Raw genomic sequence first — 16,679 nt, forward strand, 5'->3', positions numbered from 1 at the left:
GCTGTCTGCGCAACGCACTTTGCTAAATTTTAAATCATCAAAACAGGAAGAGGAGCGGATCCATGAAAGCGTACCAGCGTCAGTTTATTGAATTTGCGCTTAACAAACAGGTACTGAAGTTCGGCGAGTTCACGCTGAAATCCGGGCGCAAAAGCCCCTATTTCTTTAATGCCGGGCTGTTTAATACCGGGCGCGATCTGGCGCTGTTAGGCCGTTTTTACGCTGCAGCGTTAATGGATTCCGGGATTGATTTCGATCTGCTGTTCGGCCCTGCCTATAAAGGTATCCCGATTGCGACCACCACCGCGGTAGCGCTGGCAGAGCATCACGAGCGCGATGTGCCTTACTGCTTTAACCGTAAAGAAGCCAAAGATCATGGCGAAGGCGGTAACCTGGTCGGCAGCGCGCTGCAGGGCCGTGTGATGCTGGTGGATGATGTGATCACCGCCGGTACGGCGATCCGCGAGTCGATGGAGATTATTCAGGCTAACGGCGCGACCCTCGCTGGCGTGCTGATCTCGCTCGACCGTCAGGAGCGCGGCCGTGCAGATATCTCTGCAATTCAGGAAGTTGAGCGTGATTACGGCTGCAAGGTTATTTCCATCATTACGCTGAATGACCTGGTGGATTATCTGGAAGAGAAACCGGAGTTAGCCGATCTGGTCGCCTCTGTGCGTGCGTATCGCGAAGAGTACGGCGTCTGAGTAGCTACCCGGCAGCAGGTCTGCCGGGTTTCGCCTTACAGAAGCTGTGCGCCCTGCGTGTTGACATACAGGGTGTAAATCGAGGTGCTGGCTGCCATAAAAAGCCGGTTTCGCTGCTCACCGCCGAAGCAGAGATTGGCGCAGCGCTCGGGCAGATGAATCATGCCAATCGCTTTGCCCTGCGGGTTAAACACCCGGACACCATCCAGCTCGTCGCTGCCCATCCCCCATCCGCACCATAAATTGCCGTCAACATCGCAGGCGATACCGTCCGCGGTGCCGTTGCCACAATCAATATGCACCCGCTTATTTTGTAACTGCCCGTCGACAATGTCCCACGCCAGTATTAAACGATTAGGCGTGGCACGGCTCTCCACCACATAGAGGGTTTTCTCGTCCGGCGAGAAGCAGATGCCATTCGGCCCGCGCACATCGCCCAGCACCACTTCCAGCTTGCGGGTCTGCGGATCGAGACGATAAACATTCTGCGGCAGCTGCGGCTCGGCTTTATGTCCTTCATAAAAACCGGTAATGCCAAATGGCGGGTCGGTAAACCAGATTGAACCGTCTGATTTGACCGCGAGATCGTTCGGCGAGTTGAGCGGCTTACCATCGAAGCTATCCGCCAGCACTGTGATGGTGCCGTCGTACTCCGTGCGCGTAATGCGCCGTGTATCGTGCTCACAGCTGATCAATCGCCCCTGGCGATCGCGGGCATGACCATTGGCGTTATTTGCTGGTTTGCGAAAAACAGCGCTCTCGCCGGTCTGCTCATCCCAGCGCATCACCGAATTATTGGGAATGTCGCTCCAGAGCAGCATGCGCATATCACCAAACCATACTGGCCCCTCCGCCCAGCGACAGCCGGTGGCGATTTGCTCCACTTTCGCGCTGGAGACCATGTACGCGCGAAACGCGTCATCAAGCGCGACCACGCGCGGATCGGGGTAGCGCGGTGCAGGTGTCCAGGCAGCGAAGCTCTTTTGACTCAGTAACAGGGAAGCGGTAGCGATACCGCTCAGCTTTAACAGTTCCCGACGAGATGTTGCCATCCGGTCTCTCCTTCTTGCTTTTATAGGGTATCGAAGCGGTGATTTGTTTCAGGAATAACCAGGTGCCTGAAGGAGCGTAGAGAATCGGGAAGGGTGCCACATCTGGCATTGTTACGAATTACGTTGGGCTTTTACACAGAATGGCGGGAAATGCGAATGCAGCCACAGAGGCTGCATAGGGTGATTACTGTAATTGCAGAAGTAACAGCGGCCAGCGCGCGTCAAAATCTTCGGTCGGGCTATATTTGAACTCGCTGCGCACATAGCGCGACAGCATCCCTTCACAGAAGGCCAGCAACTGGCTTGCCAGCAGCGTTTCGTCGGTCACATACCCTTCGCCTTCACGCATTTTGCGTTCGCGCAGTACCTGGCGCAGCTGCGCTTCGATACGCTCAAACAGCTGGTTAATGCGCCCTTGCAGGCGATCCTGCTCAAACATCAGCGCATGACCGGTCATGATGCGGGTCAAACCGGGATTACGTTCGCCGAAGCCCAGAATCAGTAAGACAATCAGACGCAAACGCGCAGTCGTGTCTTTTTCATCTTTTAAAATCAAGTTGATGCGGGTAATCAGGCTATCTTCGATAAACTCGATCAGGCTATCGAACATGCGTGTTTTGCTGGGAAAGTGACGATACAGCGCGGCTTCAGAGACGCCGACCGATGCCGCCAGTTTCGCCGTGGTAATACGTTGGCTTCCATCGCTGGATTCCAGCATTAACGCCAGAGATTGAAGTATTTCCTCACGGCGATTCTTTTTCGCAGTCTGTTTTTCTGCCATGTTCTAAAAAACCCCAGAAAATAATCACTTGTCAGGCGAGCAACCACACAACGGCCGCAAATGCCTGGCATTTGCGGTCATCTTATCGCGTTATAGTGTTGTGTAATGCGTTAAATAGCGCGGATTATTGACGCCCGGAGTGGCCAAAGCCGCCTTCGCCACGCACGGTGGCATCGAACTCTTCCACCAGGTTAAATTCAGCCTGCACCACCGGTACAAAGACCATCTGCGCGATACGCTCGCCAGGCACAATGGTGAAGCTCTCTTTCCCGCGGTTCCAGACGGAGACCATCAGTTGCCCCTGGTAATCGGAATCAATCAGCCCCACCAGGTTGCCCAGTACCACGCCATGTTTATGACCCAGGCCCGAGCGCGGCAGAATCACGGCTGCAAGCGTTGGGTCGGCAATGTGAATCGCCAGACCAGTCGGCAGCAGCGTGGTGTCGCCTGGCGCCAGCTCTACGGCGTCATCCAGACAGGCGCGCAGGTCAAGACCGGCGGAGCCGGAGGTGGCATAGGTCGGCAGCGGGAACTGCTCACCCACGCGCGGGTCCAGAATCTTAACGTCGATTTTTTTCATCATAACGGGTAACAATCTCGTCCAGTAATAGGTGTCCCAGCAGCGCTTTGCGCTCCAGCGGCAAGCGCTTATCGCCATCTTGCCAGAACAGATGTAATGCGTTGTTGTCGCTATTAAAGCCTTGATTAGATTGCGAAACATCGTTGGCGCAAATCAGGTCGAGGTTTTTGCGGGCGCGTTTCTGCCGGGCGTATTCTTCCACATTATTCGTTTCCGCGGCAAACCCAACAACATAAGGGCGATGGCTGGTGAGCGCCGCAACGCCGGCGACGATATCGGGGTTTTTCACCATTTTTATTGTGATTTCATCGCCTTGCTTTTTAATTTTCTCCGGCGCGATCTCGCTGGCGCGGTAGTCTGCGACCGCCGCACAACCGATAAAAATATGCTGCTGCTGGGCGCGCTGCTGTACCGCCGCCTCCATCTCAAGGGCGGTGGTCACATCCACGCGCTGAACAAAGGCGGGCGTAGGCAGCGACACCGGGCCTGAAACCAGCGTCACATTCGCGCCGCGCTTCGCGGCCGCTTCAGCAATGGCGAAGCCCATTTTGCCGGAGCTGAGATTAGTGATGTAGCGCACCGGATCCAGCGGTTCGCGGGTCGGACCGGCGGTAATCATAATATTCAGATGTTGCAAATCCTTGACCGGTGAGAAGTGAGCCGCGGCCATATCAACGATGGTCAGCGGATCGAGCATGCGGCCCGGGCCGACATCACCGCACGCCTGGCTGCCGCTGTCTGGCCCCCACAACAGCAGGCCTCTCGAAGCCAGCACCTGTAAATTGTGCTGGGTAGCGGCGTTGCGGTACATCTGCTGATTCATCGCCGGAACAACCGCAACCGGTGACGGGGTGGCCAGGCAGATGGTTGAGACCAGATCGTTTGCCATACCCGCCGCGACACGGGCGATTAAATCAGCGGTAGCGGGTGCCAGAATCACCAGATCGGCCCATTTACCCAACTCGATATGCCCCATTGCCGCTTCCGCAGCGGGGTCGAGCAGGCTGTCGGAGACCGGGTAACCGGAAACGGCCTGCAGACTCAGCGGTGTGATAAAGGCTTTGGCGGCCTCGGTCAGCGCCACGCGGACTTCCGCGCCGCGATCGCGCAAGCGACGCACCAGCTCAGGGGCTTTATAGGCCGCGATACCGCCGCTTACGCCGAGGACAATTTTTTTACCCGCCAGAGTTGTCATGATTCTTTCCCGTTGGATTCGCCAGAGGTTGGGGATTTTATCACAATCCTGATGTCGTCGTGCCTATGCCCGTAAACCACTTTGCGAGGCGCTACGCAGCGTTGAAAAGTGCCATTCGATGAGCATTCCCGGATGTGGCAGCATGAGTTTCTGACAGGGAGGTGTGGATATGGCGATTGTGTTAATTCCTCAAAAGCCGCGCGAAAAGATGATGCAGCTGGGCGTTGAGTCTCTTACGGACGTTGAGTTACTGGCGCTGTTTTTACGCACCGGCGCGTGCGGGAAAAGCGTACTTACCGTTGCGCGCGAGATGTTAAACCATTTTAGCTCGCTCCACTCTCTGCTCTGTGCCGACTATGATGAGTTCCGGTTTATCTCGGGCATTGGCGTCGCCAAATATGCGCAGCTCAGGGGCATCGGCGAACTGGCGAGGCGCTCCTACAACGCGCGTATTGCCGAGGAGAGCTCTCTGCTCAGCCCGGAGATGGTGCGGGAGTTTTTGCAGAGCCAGCTGGCGAACGAAGAGCGGGAGGTCTTTATGGTGATCCTGCTTGATAACCGCAATCGCATCATCAAACATGCCCGGCTTTTTTCCGGCACGATTAACCACGTTGAGGTACATCCGCGAGAAATTTTACGCGAAGCGATAAAATTCAATGCGGTCGGCGTGATCCTCGCGCATAATCACCCCTCGGGTAATGCTGAGCCCAGCAGAGCAGATAAGGCCATCACCGAACGAGTGATAAAATGCTGCCAACTCATGGACATTCGCGTTATTGATCATCTGGTCATTGGTCGCGGCGAGTGCGTTTCTTTTGCGGAACGCGGTTGGATTTAGACCACTTTGCGCGATCCATCGGGATCTTTGTCTGTTCGGGACTTGAGCACACCGCCGAGTCAGCGTATACTACGCCACCTTTGAGAATCTCGGGTTTGGCATTTGGGCCTGGCAATCGAGAGTTCACATAGAACTGCGATGACCGGGCTGTAAAGCCTGACGAGGCGCCAATACCCCATACGAAGCTCGAGCTAATTTGATTTTTGGAGAATAGACATGTCCCGAGTCTGCCAAGTTACTGGCAAGCGTCCGGTGACCGGTAATAACCGTTCCCACGCACTGAACGCGACTAAACGCCGTTTCCTGCCGAACCTGCACTCTCACCGTTTTTGGGTTGAGAGCGAAAAGCGTTTTGTCACCCTGCGTGTATCTGCTAAAGGTATGCGTGTAATTGATAAGAAAGGCATCGATACAGTTCTGTCTGAACTGCGTGCCCGTGGCGAAAAGTACTAAGTACTTAAAGGATATAAATCATGGCTAAAGGTATTCGTGAGAAAATCAAGCTGGTTTCTTCCGCTGGTACTGGTCACTTCTACACCACCACGAAGAACAAACGTACTAAGCCGGAAAAACTGGAACTGAAAAAGTTCGATCCAGTTGTCCGTCAGCACGTGCTGTACAAAGAAGCTAAAATTAAATAATTTTAGTTTTCTTGAACAAAAACCCCGCACTGTCGGGGTTTTTGCATTTCTGATAGCCCGCAAAAAGCCGGAGATGAGATGCCTGAATTACCTGAAGTTGAAACCAGCCGCAGAGGCATTGAACCGCACCTGGTCGGTGAAACCATCCTGCATGCGGTGGTACGTAACGGCCGCTTACGCTGGCCTGTTTCCGAAGAGATCCACAGCCTGAGCGACAAACCGGTGCTCAGCGTGCAGCGACGCGCTAAATACCTGCTGCTCGAGCTGCCGGATGGCTGGATCATCATTCACCTCGGTATGTCCGGCAGTCTGCGTATTCTTCCCCACGAACTCCCCGCCCAAAAACATGACCATGTCGATCTGGTGATGAGCAACGGCAAAGTGCTGCGTTACACCGATCCGCGTCGTTTTGGCGCCTGGCTGTGGACCAAAGAGCTGGAAGGACATAACGTGCTGGCGCATCTCGGCCCGGAGCCGCTGAGCGATGCGTTTAATGCCGACTATCTGCGGGAGAAGTGCGCGAAGAAGAAAACAGCGATCAAACCCTGGCTGATGGATAACAAGCTGGTGGTGGGCGTCGGGAATATTTATGCCAGCGAATCGCTGTTTGCCGCCGGGATCCATCCCGATCGGCTCGCTTCAACCCTCTCGCAGCAGGATTACGAACTGCTGGTGCGCGTGATCAAAGCGGTGCTGTTACGCTCCATTGAGCAGGGCGGGACAACGCTGAAAGACTTCCTGCAAAGCGACGGCAAACCGGGTTACTTCGCACAGGAGTTGCAGGTTTACGGGCGAGAAGGGCAGCCGTGTCGCATCTGCGGTACGCCAATCGTGGCGGCAAAACATGCGCAGCGCTCGACGTTCTACTGTCGTCAGTGCCAGAAATAGGTGTGGAGTAAAGCCGGATAAGCTATCCGGCATCGAAGCTTACTTCAGCTTATCAAGCAGCGCCTGGTGAACCGGCTGCGGCAGGAAATGCGCGACGTCGCCCTGATGGCGCGCCACCTCTTTGACCAGCGAAGAGGAGATAAACGACCACTCTTTCGACGGCATTAAATAGACACTTTCCAGAGTCGGCATCAGATGCCGGTTCATATGCGCCAGCTGCATCTCATACTCAAAATCCGCCACCGCACGCAGACCGCGGATCAAAATCGTGGCCTGCTGGTCACGCGCGAAGTTAGCCATCAGATCGCTAAAACCGACTACCGTAACATTTTGCAGATGCGCCGTTGCTTCTTGCGCCAGCGCAACGCGCTCATCAAGGCTGAACATCGGCTTTTTGCTTGGGCTGGCAGCAATCGCCAGTATCAGCTCATCAAACATCGCGGCGGCACGGGTCACAATATCGATATGCCCGTTAGTGATGGGATCAAACGTACCAGGGTAGATCGCCCGCTTTTGCATAATCAACCTTATTGCGCTTTAGGTGGCAGATAGGGTTCCAGCAGTTGCAACAGAAGCTGCAGAGCGCCCTGGTTCTGGTAGAGCACTTCCACTGCATGGCGACCGTAAAAATTCCGGTAATCTTCATCGGTCAACAAAGAGGTGATCTCTTTGATGAGGGCATCCACGTCGTTTACGGTGATCAACCCATCAGCCTGCGTTAACCGCGCGCAGATATCTTTGAAGTTGAACGTATGCGGCCCCATCAACACCGGGATCGCATGCGCGGCAGCTTCAAGAGGATTATGACCGCCTCGCTCTACCAGCGACCCGCCGACAAAGGCCAAATCGGCAATGCCGTAAAGTAGCATCAGCTCGCCCATCGTATCGCCAACCACCACCTGCGTGCTGGCAGAGGGGATCTCGCCGGAAGAGCGCGTGATGAAACTCAAACCCGCCTCCCGCACCATATTCACGGCGTCAGGGAAGCGTTCAGGATGACGTGGAACCAGAATCAAGAGTAAATCAGGAAACTGTTTTAGCAAGGCCTGATGCGCGAGCAGCATGATGCTCTCTTCGCCTTCGTGGGTGCTGGTTGCAATCCACACCGGACGATGCGGTGCCCACTGACGACGCAGGGCGACAGCGCGGGAGGCAAGCTGCGGTGTGACAGAGATATCAAACTTCAGGCTACCGGTTACGGTAAGCTGATTGCGTTTGGCGCCAAGTGCGATAAAACGGTCGCCATCTTCGCTGTTCTGCGCGGCAATCAGCGTAATTTTGCGCAGGAGCTTCTGAATAAATTTACCCAGCTTCGCATAGCCAGCGGCGGAGCGCGCCGAGAGACGGGCGTTAGCAATCACCAGCGGAATGTTTCGTTTATGCAGTGCGCTAATCAGATTGGGCCACAGCTCGGTTTCCATAATCAACACCAGCTTGGGGTCGACCTTATCAAGGAAACGGTTTAGCGCACCGGGCAGATCGTAAGGCAGATAGACATGCTGAACGTCGCCGCCGAATGCTGACATCACGCGCTCGGAGCCGGTTGGCGTCATGGTAGTGACGGTAATGGGTAAATCGGGATAACGGTGACGTAAGGCGCGCACCAGCGGAATCGCCGCCAGTGTTTCGCCGACCGAGACGGAGTGCAGCATGATGCCGCCTGCTTTCAACGGCTTATTGTAGAAGCCATAGCGCTCACCCCAGCGTTTGCGGTAAGCCGGAGCTTTTGCACCACGCACCCACAACCGCACCCAAATCAGCGGCTGAATGATGTACAGCAGTGTGGTGTAGAGCAATTGGAGCATAGTACGTTGCAGGCTTAGGAATGTGCTGGGGATTTTATGTATTTAGTACCGCCATTGCTATTACTTTTGCTGAAATCGGTCAAATTCACCTCTTATCACGTTATTTGTATCAGTCTTATCAATTTTTTTTCATTTTTATCTAGTTTATTGAATGTTTCAGCGCGGGCCCATTATGACCATGAAGCAATATTTTTTATCTATTTATCTGATTTTTATTATCTTTTTTAGGGTTTTGTTGAAAAGTGCTTCAGATCGGATTGGTGTTAAAGAAGTGGTACAATAAAAGATCTATAAGTGCGCAATATCAGTGTTCAGGTAGCTGTCGAGCCTGGGGCGGTAGCGTGCCTGTAATTTTTTCACGGATATCACATCAAGAAGAGCCGATTGTGGAAAAGCGATTTCACCGAATTCTGGTTATTAAAATGCGTTTTCATGGAGACATGCTGCTGACCACGCCGGTCGTCAGTACGTTAAAACGCAACTATCCTGATGCGCGCATTGATATGCTGCTCTACAAAGACACAATGCCAATCTTATCCGAAAACCCTGAGATTCATGCTCTTTATGGCATGAGCAATAAAGGGGCGCCTTTAAAGGAAAAGATACAGAACTTCTTCTCTCTGGTGAGCCAATTACGCAAGAATAATTACGATCTCATCGTCAACCTGACGGATCAGCATATCGTGGCGCCGCTAGTACGCTCGCTGCCGGCAAAAGTGAAAATTTCGCAGGATTACGCCCATCGGCAGTCCGCTTTCTGGAAAAAGAGTTTTACCCATCTCGCGCCGTTTGCCGGTGAACACGCGGTAGAACGTAACTTATCGACCCTTGTTCCGCTGGGTATCACCGACTTCTGCCGTGATACCACCATGAGCTACGCGCCCGAACACTGGGAGCGTATGCGCAGCGCGCTGAATGAGGCAGGCGTTGGCGAGCACTATGTCGTTGTGCAGCCGACTGCCCGCCAGCTGTTTAAATGCTGGGACAATGAAAAATTCTCGCAGGTGATTGATGCGCTGCAAGCCCGGGGCTATGACGTTGTGCTGACCTCCGGCCCTGGTGCGGACGATCTCGCCTGCGTTGAGGAGATTGCCCACGGATGCGCGCGCAGGCCCGTCACTTCTCTGGCGGGTAAAACGCGTTTCCCTGAACTCGGTGCCTTAATTGCTCACGCCGCGCTGTTTATTGGCGTGGATTCCGCGCCAGGCCATATCGCCGCCGCGGTGAAGACGCCGATTATCTGTCTCTTTGGCGCGACCGACCACGTTTTCTGGCGCCCGTGGAGCGACAACATTATTCAGTTCTGGGCCGGTAATTATCAGCCAATGCCGGCGCGCAGCCAGCTCGACAGAAACAAGAAATATCTCTCCGTCATTCCGGCAGAAGATGTCATCGCGGCAACAGAGAAAATGCTGCCCTCTTTAGAAGGCGTTTCCTGATGGTTGTCGCTTTCTGCTTATACAAATATTTTCCGTTCGGCGGCCTGCAGCGCGACTTTATGCGTATTGCGCAAACCGTTGCCGGGCGCGGGCATCATGTCAGGGTCTATGTCCAGTCCTGGGAAGGCGATGTGCCAGCCGAGTTTGAGCTGATCCGCGTCCCGGTCACCTCGCGCACTAACCACGGTCGCAACGCTGAATATCACGCCTGGGTAGTGGCGCATCTGGCGCAGCATCCCGCCGATCGCGTGGTCGGCTTTAATAAAATGCCGGGCCTTGATGTCTACTATGCGGCCGACGTTTGCTACGCCGAAAAAGTGGCGCAGGAGAAGGGCTTCTTTTACCGCCTGACGTCTCGCTATCGCCATTATGCCGCCTTTGAGAAAGCAACCTTTGAACAAGGGAAAGCGACGCAGCTGCTGATGCTGACAGATAAGCAGATTGGCGATTTTCAACGGCACTACCATACCGAAAGCGACAGGTTTCACATTCTGCCACCGGGGATCTATCCGGATCGTAAATACAGCCAGCAGATCGCCAATGCCCGCCAGATCTACCGTGAAAAGAATGGTATCGCGGACGATCAGTTCTGGCTGTTACAGGTTGGATCCGATTTCAGCAGGAAAGGCGTTGACCGGACGCTTGCCGCTGTTGCCGCCCTGCCAGAAGCATTAAGAAAGAAGACGACGCTGTTTGTGGTCGGCCAGGACAAGCCCGGGCGCTTTGCCGCCCAGGCGGCGAAGGCTGGCATTAAAGAGAATGTGCACTTCTTTTCCGGGCGCAGCGACGTAGCTGAACTGATGGCGGGTGCCGATCTGCTGATGCATCCTGCCTACCAGGAAGCGGCGGGTATTGTGCTGCTCGAAGCGATAACAGCTGGCCTGCCGGTGATTGTCAGTGCCGTTTGTGGATATGCGCACTACATTGCCCGCGCGCAGTGCGGCGTGGTGATTGAGGAGCCATGGTCTCAGGCCGCGTTAAACGAAGCGCTACAGCGTGCGCTGCAAGAGCCAGCCTTACGCGAAGCGTGGGCTGCGCGGGCGCGCCACTTTGCGGACACAGAAGATCTTTATAGCCTGCCGGAGAGAGCGGCGGACATCATTACGGGTGAAGTGAATGGTTGAATTGAAAGAGCCGCTGGCGACACTCTGGCGGGGTAAAGATGCGTTTACTGAAGTTGAAAAGTTACAGGGAGAGGTGTTTCGCCAGCTTGAAACGCGCCGCACCCTGCGTTTTGAACTTGCCGGTAAGAGCTATTTCCTGAAATGGCATCAGGGCACCGCGTTTAAAGAGGTAGTGAAAAATCTGCTTTCGCTGCGCTTGCCGGTGCTGGGTGCCGATCGCGAGTGGAAAGCCATTCATCGTCTGCATGATGCAGGTGTTGATACCATGCACGGCGTTGGGTTTGGCGAAAAGGGTGCCAACCCTATCAATAAAACCTCCTTTATTATCACTGAAGATCTGACGCCAACCATTAGCCTGGAAGATTATTGCGCCGACTGGCTGACAACGCCGCCGCAACCGCGCGTTAAACGGATGATAATTCATCGTGTTGCGACCATGGTGCGCAAGATGCACCAGGCTGGCGTAAACCATCGCGACTGCTATATCTGCCATTTTCTGCTTCATCTGCCTTTTGAGGGCGATGAACAGCACCTGAAAATCTCGGTAATCGATCTTCATCGGGCGCAAATGCGGGCGCATGTGCCGACGCGCTGGCGCGATAAGGATCTGATTGGGCTCTACTTCTCTTCACTCAATATTGGTCTTACCCAGCGGGATATCTGGCGTTTTCTTACCGTCTACTTTGCCGCATCGCCGCGAAAGATTGTTCAGCAAGAAGCGGGCTTATTAGCGAAAGCGCAGGCCCGGGCCGAAAAGATCCGTGAAAGAACGGAACGAAAGTCTCTCTAAAATGAGAAGTGGTCACTCAATGAAAATTGCATTTGTTGGTGAAGCCGTATCGGGTTTTGGTGGTATGGAAACGGTCATCAAAGCCGTCATTCATTCGTTTCAGCAAGATGCCTTCGCGCAGTGCGAGATGTTCTTTTTTTGCCGTAACGACAAAATGGATAAAGGGTGGCTGGCAGGCATTAACGCCGCTTACTCCTTCTCGAACAGTAAACTCAGCTTTCTCAGGCGCGCGATACATATCCGCAATTTCAAGCGCTGGGTAGATGAGCATAAGCCCGACCTCGTTATCTGCATTGATACGCCCTCCTGCTTTCTGACAAGCAGAGCCCAGCGGAAATGCAAACATCGTTTTACCGTTTTGTCCTGGCCGCATTTCTCGCTGGATCATAAAAAGCACGGCGACGCTGTAGCCTGGGCTGATTATCACCTCGCGATAAGCAGCGGCATCAAAAGGCAGATGGAGGCGCGGGATATTGTGCCGGAGGCAATCCACGTCATCTATAACCCGGTTGAACCGCAGGCTGATACGATCCCCGCCCCGAATGCGGACGAGACGACGACCTTCTTATACGTCGGCAGGATGAAGTTTGAAGGGCAGAAACGGGTTAAAGATCTGCTTGATGGCCTCGCGCAGATCAAGGGTGACTGGCATATGCATGCGATTGGCGATGGCTCCGATTTTGAAAAGTGCAAGGCCTACGCGCGTAAACTCAATATCGACCGCAACATCACATGGCATGGCTGGCAGGCTGAGCCCTGGGACGTGGTCAGGGACAAAATCAAAAAAGTATCTGCGCTGCTGCTGACCTCATCCTTTGAAGGCTTCGGCATGGTGCTGCTGGAAGCGATGGCGTGGGGTATTCCCTGTATCAGTGCAAACTGTGTGGCCGGCCCGGAAGATATTATTCGCGAGGGCGTGAATGGATACCTCTACCCGCCGGGCGAAATGGCTGAGTTTGTGACATTGCTACAGCAGGTCGTTGATCGTCGTACCTCGTTCCAGCCGGATACGATTAAGCAGTCAATCAACAAGTTCTACAGCGAAACATATAATCGAAATATGCGAGAGGCGATTCGCTCTGTCCTCGCTGCACTGACAACGAGCATTAAATGAGCCAAACTTATTTTGATGAGAAAGAAGTGATTCTTTCGATAAAGGATTACAACCATCTGTCTGATGCTGACATCAGTACGTTTAATATCGCCTACGGCATCGATAAAAACTTTCTTTATGGATGTGGGATTTCGATAGCGTCAATTCTTTTAAATAACAAAGATAAGCGTTTATCCTTCCATGTCTTTACCGATTATATAACCGAAGAAGATAACAAAAAGTTCTCTTCGCTCGCAGAGCAGTACCAGTCAAGAATCACGGTTTATCTGGTCAACTGCGATAAATTAAAATCGCTTCCCAGCACCAAAAACTGGACATATGCGACCTATTTCCGCTTCATTATTGCCGATTATTTTACGGAAAAAGCCGACCGCGTGCTCTATCTCGATGCGGATATCGCCTGCCAGGGTAGCGTCCAGGAGCTGATCGATCTTGAGTTTAGCGAGCATGAGATCGCCGCAGTGGTCGCGGAAGGTGATATTACATGGTGGCAAAAGCGAGCAGTAAGCCTGGACTCACCTGGGTTAGTTAATGGCTATTTCAATGCCGGTTTCCTGCTGATTAATATTCCGTGCTGGACAGCGAATGATATCTCGCGGAATGCGATTGAAATGTTACGCGATCCGGTTGTGGCTGGCAAAATTACGCATCTCGATCAAGATGTGTTAAATATGCTGCTGGTGGATAAAGCGAAGTTTATTGATAAAAAATTCAATACTCAGTACAGCATTAATTATGAATTAAAAACGGGTGTGGTAAATCCGGTAAACGAAAGTACGGTATTTATCCATTATATTGGGCCAACAAAACCATGGCATGATTGGTCAGATTATCCTGTTTCTCAAGGCTTTCTGCGGGCTAAAAGAGAGTCGCCGTGGAAAAACGATCGCTTACTGAAGCCAACTAATGCAAATCAGTATCGATATTGTGCCAAACACATGCTGCATCAGAAGAAGTTCGTTAAAGGGTTGATTAGTTATTTGTTCTATTTTCAAAAGAAAATCGCAAACTAAAAAATACATAGGTGATGCAGTGGACTCATTTCCAGGTATTAAAATTTCTGAATTCGAAGTTTTTGATCATAGCAAAGAGAAAACAACCAACGCTCTAAACATCGCCTATGGAATTGATCGCAACTATCTTGATTGGGTTGGCGTATCAATAACGTCGATTGTAATTAATAACAACATCAACACTAGTTATCACATCATTTCCGATGAGTATGATGACTGTTTCTTGAAGAGAATTGCCCTTCTGGCTGAGAAGTATGCAATCAAGATTAGCTTATACTTGATTAATGCTGAATGCCTTAGCGATCTTCCGAGCACTAAAATATGGTCACGTGCCATGTATTTCAGGTTATTTGCCTTCGAGTACTTTAGCGATAGCTTCGATAAATTGCTCTATCTCGACGCCGACGTCTTTTGTAAAGGCAAGCTTGATGAACTGGCTGCGTGTAATCTTGAAAACGTTGCTGCCGCAGTGGTCAGGGATGTTGATTCGATGCAAAATAAAGCCATCGAAAGATTAAAAGATCCTGATATCCGCAACAATTATTTTAACTCTGGCGTAGTGTTTGCCAATCTTAAAGAGTGGGTGAAAAACGATCTCACTAATCAGGCATTCTCGATACTGCTTGGTAAAAATAACCGCGGCATACAATTTAAGTACCCGGATCAGGATGTGCTTAATGTATTACTAAAAGACAAAGTCTATTTTCTGCCCGGGAAGTTTAATACAATCTATACCATCAAAAGTGAGTTAAAAGATCGTACTCACCAAAACTACAAGAATATTATTTCAGATGAAACCGTATTAATACATTATACGGGGGCCACAAAACCCTGGCATAAATGGGCGACGTATCCATCTACCGTTTATTACCAGACTGCATTAGCTGCGTCACCCTGGAAAGATCAACCGCCGCGTGACGCAAGGACATTTATTGAGTTTAAGAAGAGATACAAACATCTTCTGGTGCAGCATAAATATATGGCAGGTATCAAAGCAGGTTTTTTATATCTTCTGAGAAAATATTCTTTACATTCAAAATAATATAATAGCTGGTCTAATTTATGAGTGACAAATATCAAGTTGGGGATTATGTTGTTTTCACCAAAACTGGTGGTGAAAAATACCTGAAAATCTTTAAAGATTTCATGGATTATAATCTCGATGTGATAAAGGTTTTTCGCAGTATTGATGATACAAAAGTCGTGTTAATCAATACGGAATATGGAAAGTATATTTTAAAAGTCTTCGCACCTAAGCAGAAAAAAACGGAGCGTTTTCTCAAGTCTATTTTCAAGGGCGATTACTATGAAGCCTTGTTCCATCAGACGGAACGCATCAGGAAAAATGGTGCTGGTGCAATAAATGATTTTTATCTGCTGGCGGCTAAGAAAACTTTTCGCTTTGCCCACTCCTATATTATGTTAATTGAATATATTGATGGCATTGAGTTAGCAGACATTACTTCTATTGATGATGAGCTCAAACAGAAAATAAAAATATCGATAGATGAGTTGCATCAAAATGGTATGGTTTCAGGCGATCCGCATAAAGGCAATTTTATTATTCAAAACGGTGAAGTCAGGATTATCGATTTGTCAGGTAAGTCACCCTCCCGGATACGAAAAGCGAAAGATCGCATCGACCTGGAACGACATTACGGTATTGTTAATAGCGTGAAGGATGTAGGTTACTACCAGTTTATTTATAAGAAAAAGGTACGTAATTTTATTCGTCGTCTAAAAGGTAAGCCAGTTCGCTGAAAATTATATGGTTGGCCTGCATTACTAAAGATAAGCATATTGTTAGTCTGAAACGGTAATATGTATTAATCCCAACAGGTTTATTATGAAAAATATTAAATATATTACACATGCATGTGTTGAACGGTTGAAAAGACACAAGTCTTCAGATGACATTGTTATCTTTCTCTCTGGGCCCACGTCAAAGAAGACGCCTCTTTCGATTCTTCAGAGTCGGGATATTATCGCGGTCAACGGATCGGCGGCGTATTTAATAGAGAATGATATTACTCCGTTGATTTACGTTTTAACGGACGCCCGATTTTTGCTGCAGCGACGTGATGATTTTTATAAATTCAGCCGCAGCTGTCGTTTTACCATCGTGAATGCAGATGTTTACGAGGCTGCAACGGAGGAGGATAAGCGTTATCTGCGCGAAAATTGCCTGATACTGCGCGCCTTCTATAAACGGGAAAAAGGTGGGGCGGTTAAGAAGGTAAAATTCCTCATAAAAAGCCGCCTGCATAAAAATTTACTCATTAATATCCCATGGTCCAAGAAAGGGCGTCTTGTTGGCTTCAGCAAAGATATTGCTCTTGGCTACTGCTCATGCCATACGGTGGCTTACACCGCGATTCAAATTGCCTATTCGCTACAATACAGCGCAATTATTTGCTCAGGCCTGGATCTGACCAACACCTGCCGCCGCTTTTATGATGAAAGCAATAATCCGATGCCATCTGAATTAAGTAAAGATTTACCTAAGATTTTACCTTTCTTTATTTTTATGCGAGCTAACATTCCCGATATTAATATCTTTAATCTTTCGGATGATACTGCTATTAGTTACGACATCATTCCTTTCATTCAACCCGATGAACTTGAAAAAAAACACCATACTAACAGTCTCGAGTTGCATGAAAAAATTGATTTCGAACGCAAAGCAAACACCTTTGCTAACTAGTGACTGACATC

General features: G+C 50.8%; 19 protein-coding genes. 13 read left to right on the top strand and 6 right to left on the bottom strand.

The window, feature by feature from the left end:
- Positions 1-62 precede the first annotated feature (62 nt).
- On the top strand, positions 63-704 hold the full coding sequence (gene pyrE / locus BWI95_RS08360) for an orotate phosphoribosyltransferase (RefSeq protein WP_054802717.1): 642 nt from the start codon (positions 63-65) through the stop codon (positions 702-704).
- 35 nt (positions 705-739) lie between these two features.
- Here pyrE and BWI95_RS08365 read toward each other — a convergent pair whose 3' ends face one another.
- The 4 genes from BWI95_RS08365 to coaBC all read right to left on the bottom strand — a co-directional run bounded on the left by BWI95_RS08365 (position 740) and on the right by coaBC (position 4,312).
- Positions 740-1,756, bottom strand: coding sequence for an SMP-30/gluconolactonase/LRE family protein (locus BWI95_RS08365; protein ID WP_083699360.1), 1,017 nt, complete (start codon positions 1,754-1,756; stop codon positions 740-742).
- Positions 1,757-1,940: 184 nt separating this feature from the next.
- Positions 1,941-2,537 (bottom strand): nucleoid occlusion factor SlmA, encoded by a 597-nt coding sequence (slmA, locus tag BWI95_RS08370; RefSeq protein ID WP_054802716.1) that lies wholly within the window; start codon positions 2,535-2,537, stop codon positions 1,941-1,943.
- Between the two features lie 124 nt (positions 2,538-2,661).
- Positions 2,662-3,120 (bottom strand): dUTP diphosphatase, encoded by a 459-nt coding sequence (gene dut / locus BWI95_RS08375; protein WP_042714993.1) that lies wholly within the window; start codon positions 3,118-3,120, stop codon positions 2,662-2,664.
- Positions 3,098-4,312: a bifunctional phosphopantothenoylcysteine decarboxylase/phosphopantothenate--cysteine ligase CoaBC gene (gene coaBC / locus BWI95_RS08380; RefSeq protein ID WP_042714991.1), complete on the bottom strand. Its 1,215-nt coding sequence runs from the start codon at positions 4,310-4,312 to the stop codon at positions 3,098-3,100. The genes dut and coaBC overlap by 23 nt, the downstream gene beginning before the upstream one ends.
- A 169-nt stretch (positions 4,313-4,481) precedes the next feature.
- Here coaBC and radC point away from each other — a divergent pair, with 169 nt between their 5' ends.
- The 4 genes from radC to mutM all read left to right on the top strand — a co-directional run bounded on the left by radC (position 4,482) and on the right by mutM (position 6,679).
- Complete coding sequence (gene radC / locus BWI95_RS08385) at positions 4,482-5,150, top strand: RadC family protein (protein ID WP_042714990.1); 669 nt, start codon at positions 4,482-4,484, stop codon at positions 5,148-5,150.
- A gap of 216 nt (positions 5,151-5,366) precedes the next feature.
- Positions 5,367-5,603, top strand: coding sequence for a 50S ribosomal protein L28 (rpmB, locus tag BWI95_RS08390; RefSeq protein WP_002436699.1), 237 nt, complete (start codon positions 5,367-5,369; stop codon positions 5,601-5,603).
- 20 nt (positions 5,604-5,623) lie between these two features.
- A complete protein-coding gene (gene rpmG, locus BWI95_RS08395; RefSeq protein WP_003024094.1) occupies positions 5,624-5,791 on the top strand; it encodes a 50S ribosomal protein L33 in 168 nt (55 codons plus the stop codon).
- 78 nt (positions 5,792-5,869) lie between these two features.
- Positions 5,870-6,679 carry a bifunctional DNA-formamidopyrimidine glycosylase/DNA-(apurinic or apyrimidinic site) lyase gene (gene mutM, locus BWI95_RS08400; RefSeq protein ID WP_054802714.1) on the top strand — a complete coding sequence of 270 codons (810 nt, stop codon included), beginning with the start codon at positions 5,870-5,872 and terminating at the stop codon, positions 6,677-6,679.
- Between the two features lie 39 nt (positions 6,680-6,718).
- Here the strand turns inward: mutM and coaD are convergent, their stop codons facing one another.
- Positions 6,719-7,198, bottom strand: a complete 480-nt coding sequence (gene coaD, locus BWI95_RS08405; RefSeq protein WP_076770294.1) for a pantetheine-phosphate adenylyltransferase — start codon at positions 7,196-7,198, stop codon at positions 6,719-6,721.
- Positions 7,199-7,206: 8 nt separating this feature from the next.
- The gene (gene waaA, locus BWI95_RS08410) at positions 7,207-8,484 is read right to left on the bottom strand and encodes a lipid IV(A) 3-deoxy-D-manno-octulosonic acid transferase (protein ID WP_054802713.1); all 1,278 of its coding nucleotides are present in this window, start codon (positions 8,482-8,484) and stop codon (positions 7,207-7,209) included.
- A gap of 386 nt (positions 8,485-8,870) precedes the next feature.
- On the opposite strand from waaA, the gene rfaQ reads away from it, so the two are divergent.
- The 8 genes from rfaQ to waaZ all read left to right on the top strand — a co-directional run bounded on the left by rfaQ (position 8,871) and on the right by waaZ (position 16,668).
- Positions 8,871-9,923, top strand: coding sequence for a lipopolysaccharide core heptosyltransferase RfaQ (rfaQ, locus tag BWI95_RS08415; RefSeq protein WP_076769317.1), 1,053 nt, complete (start codon positions 8,871-8,873; stop codon positions 9,921-9,923).
- Positions 9,923-11,047, top strand: a complete 1,125-nt coding sequence (locus tag BWI95_RS08420) for a glycosyltransferase family 4 protein (RefSeq protein ID WP_054802712.1) — start codon at positions 9,923-9,925, stop codon at positions 11,045-11,047. Before rfaQ ends, BWI95_RS08420 begins: the two co-directional genes overlap by 1 nt.
- The gene (gene rfaP, locus BWI95_RS08425) at positions 11,040-11,837 is read left to right on the top strand and encodes a lipopolysaccharide core heptose(I) kinase RfaP (RefSeq protein WP_054802711.1); all 798 of its coding nucleotides are present in this window, start codon (positions 11,040-11,042) and stop codon (positions 11,835-11,837) included. The genes BWI95_RS08420 and rfaP overlap by 8 nt, the downstream gene beginning before the upstream one ends.
- Before the next feature lie 19 nt (positions 11,838-11,856).
- Positions 11,857-12,951, top strand: coding sequence for a lipopolysaccharide 1,6-galactosyltransferase (waaB, locus tag BWI95_RS08430; protein ID WP_076769318.1), 1,095 nt, complete (start codon positions 11,857-11,859; stop codon positions 12,949-12,951).
- Positions 12,948-13,964, top strand: coding sequence for a lipopolysaccharide 3-alpha-galactosyltransferase (gene waaO, locus BWI95_RS08435; RefSeq protein WP_054802710.1), 1,017 nt, complete (start codon positions 12,948-12,950; stop codon positions 13,962-13,964). The genes waaB and waaO overlap by 4 nt, the downstream gene beginning before the upstream one ends.
- A gap of 19 nt (positions 13,965-13,983) precedes the next feature.
- Entirely contained in the window at positions 13,984-15,006 is a 1,023-nt protein-coding gene (locus tag BWI95_RS08440) for a glycosyltransferase family 8 protein (RefSeq protein ID WP_076769319.1), read from the top strand.
- A gap of 20 nt (positions 15,007-15,026) precedes the next feature.
- Positions 15,027-15,725 (top strand): lipopolysaccharide core heptose(II) kinase RfaY, encoded by a 699-nt coding sequence (gene rfaY / locus BWI95_RS08445; RefSeq protein ID WP_076769320.1) that lies wholly within the window; start codon positions 15,027-15,029, stop codon positions 15,723-15,725.
- Between the two features lie 85 nt (positions 15,726-15,810).
- Complete coding sequence (waaZ, locus tag BWI95_RS08450; protein ID WP_076769321.1) at positions 15,811-16,668, top strand: 3-deoxy-D-manno-oct-2-ulosonate III transferase WaaZ; 858 nt, start codon at positions 15,811-15,813, stop codon at positions 16,666-16,668.
- The last annotated feature ends 11 nt before the right edge of the window (positions 16,669-16,679 follow it).

Origin of the sequence: Kosakonia cowanii JCM 10956 = DSM 18146 (assembly GCF_001975225.1) — a bacterium.
Classification (GTDB): Bacteria; Pseudomonadota; Gammaproteobacteria; order Enterobacterales; family Enterobacteriaceae; genus Kosakonia; species Kosakonia cowanii.

Bases quoted from the DNA above. Each gene is read 5' to 3' on its own strand.
- pyrE (WP_054802717.1), top strand. From the start codon at position 63: ATGAAAGCGTACCAGCGTCAGTTTATTGAATTTGCGCTTAACAAACAG.
- BWI95_RS08365 (WP_083699360.1), bottom strand. From the start codon at position 1,756: ATGGCAACATCTCGTCGGGAACTGTTAAAGCTGAGCGGTATCGCTACC.
- slmA (WP_054802716.1), bottom strand. From the start codon at position 2,537: ATGGCAGAAAAACAGACTGCGAAAAAGAATCGCCGTGAGGAAATACTT.
- dut (WP_042714993.1), bottom strand. From the start codon at position 3,120: ATGATGAAAAAAATCGACGTTAAGATTCTGGACCCGCGCGTGGGTGAG.
- coaBC (WP_042714991.1), bottom strand. From the start codon at position 4,312: ATGACAACTCTGGCGGGTAAAAAAATTGTCCTCGGCGTAAGCGGCGGT.
- radC (WP_042714990.1), top strand. From the start codon at position 4,482: ATGGCGATTGTGTTAATTCCTCAAAAGCCGCGCGAAAAGATGATGCAG.
- rpmB (WP_002436699.1), top strand. From the start codon at position 5,367: ATGTCCCGAGTCTGCCAAGTTACTGGCAAGCGTCCGGTGACCGGTAAT.
- rpmG (WP_003024094.1), top strand. From the start codon at position 5,624: ATGGCTAAAGGTATTCGTGAGAAAATCAAGCTGGTTTCTTCCGCTGGT.
- mutM (WP_054802714.1), top strand. From the start codon at position 5,870: ATGCCTGAATTACCTGAAGTTGAAACCAGCCGCAGAGGCATTGAACCG.
- coaD (WP_076770294.1), bottom strand. From the start codon at position 7,198: ATGCAAAAGCGGGCGATCTACCCTGGTACGTTTGATCCCATCACTAAC.
- waaA (WP_054802713.1), bottom strand. From the start codon at position 8,484: ATGCTCCAATTGCTCTACACCACACTGCTGTACATCATTCAGCCGCTG.
- BWI95_RS08420 (WP_054802712.1), top strand. From the start codon at position 9,923: ATGGTTGTCGCTTTCTGCTTATACAAATATTTTCCGTTCGGCGGCCTG.
- rfaP (WP_054802711.1), top strand. From the start codon at position 11,040: ATGGTTGAATTGAAAGAGCCGCTGGCGACACTCTGGCGGGGTAAAGAT.
- waaB (WP_076769318.1), top strand. From the start codon at position 11,857: ATGAAAATTGCATTTGTTGGTGAAGCCGTATCGGGTTTTGGTGGTATG.
- waaO (WP_054802710.1), top strand. From the start codon at position 12,948: ATGAGCCAAACTTATTTTGATGAGAAAGAAGTGATTCTTTCGATAAAG.
- rfaY (WP_076769320.1), top strand. From the start codon at position 15,027: ATGAGTGACAAATATCAAGTTGGGGATTATGTTGTTTTCACCAAAACT.
- waaZ (WP_076769321.1), top strand. From the start codon at position 15,811: ATGAAAAATATTAAATATATTACACATGCATGTGTTGAACGGTTGAAA.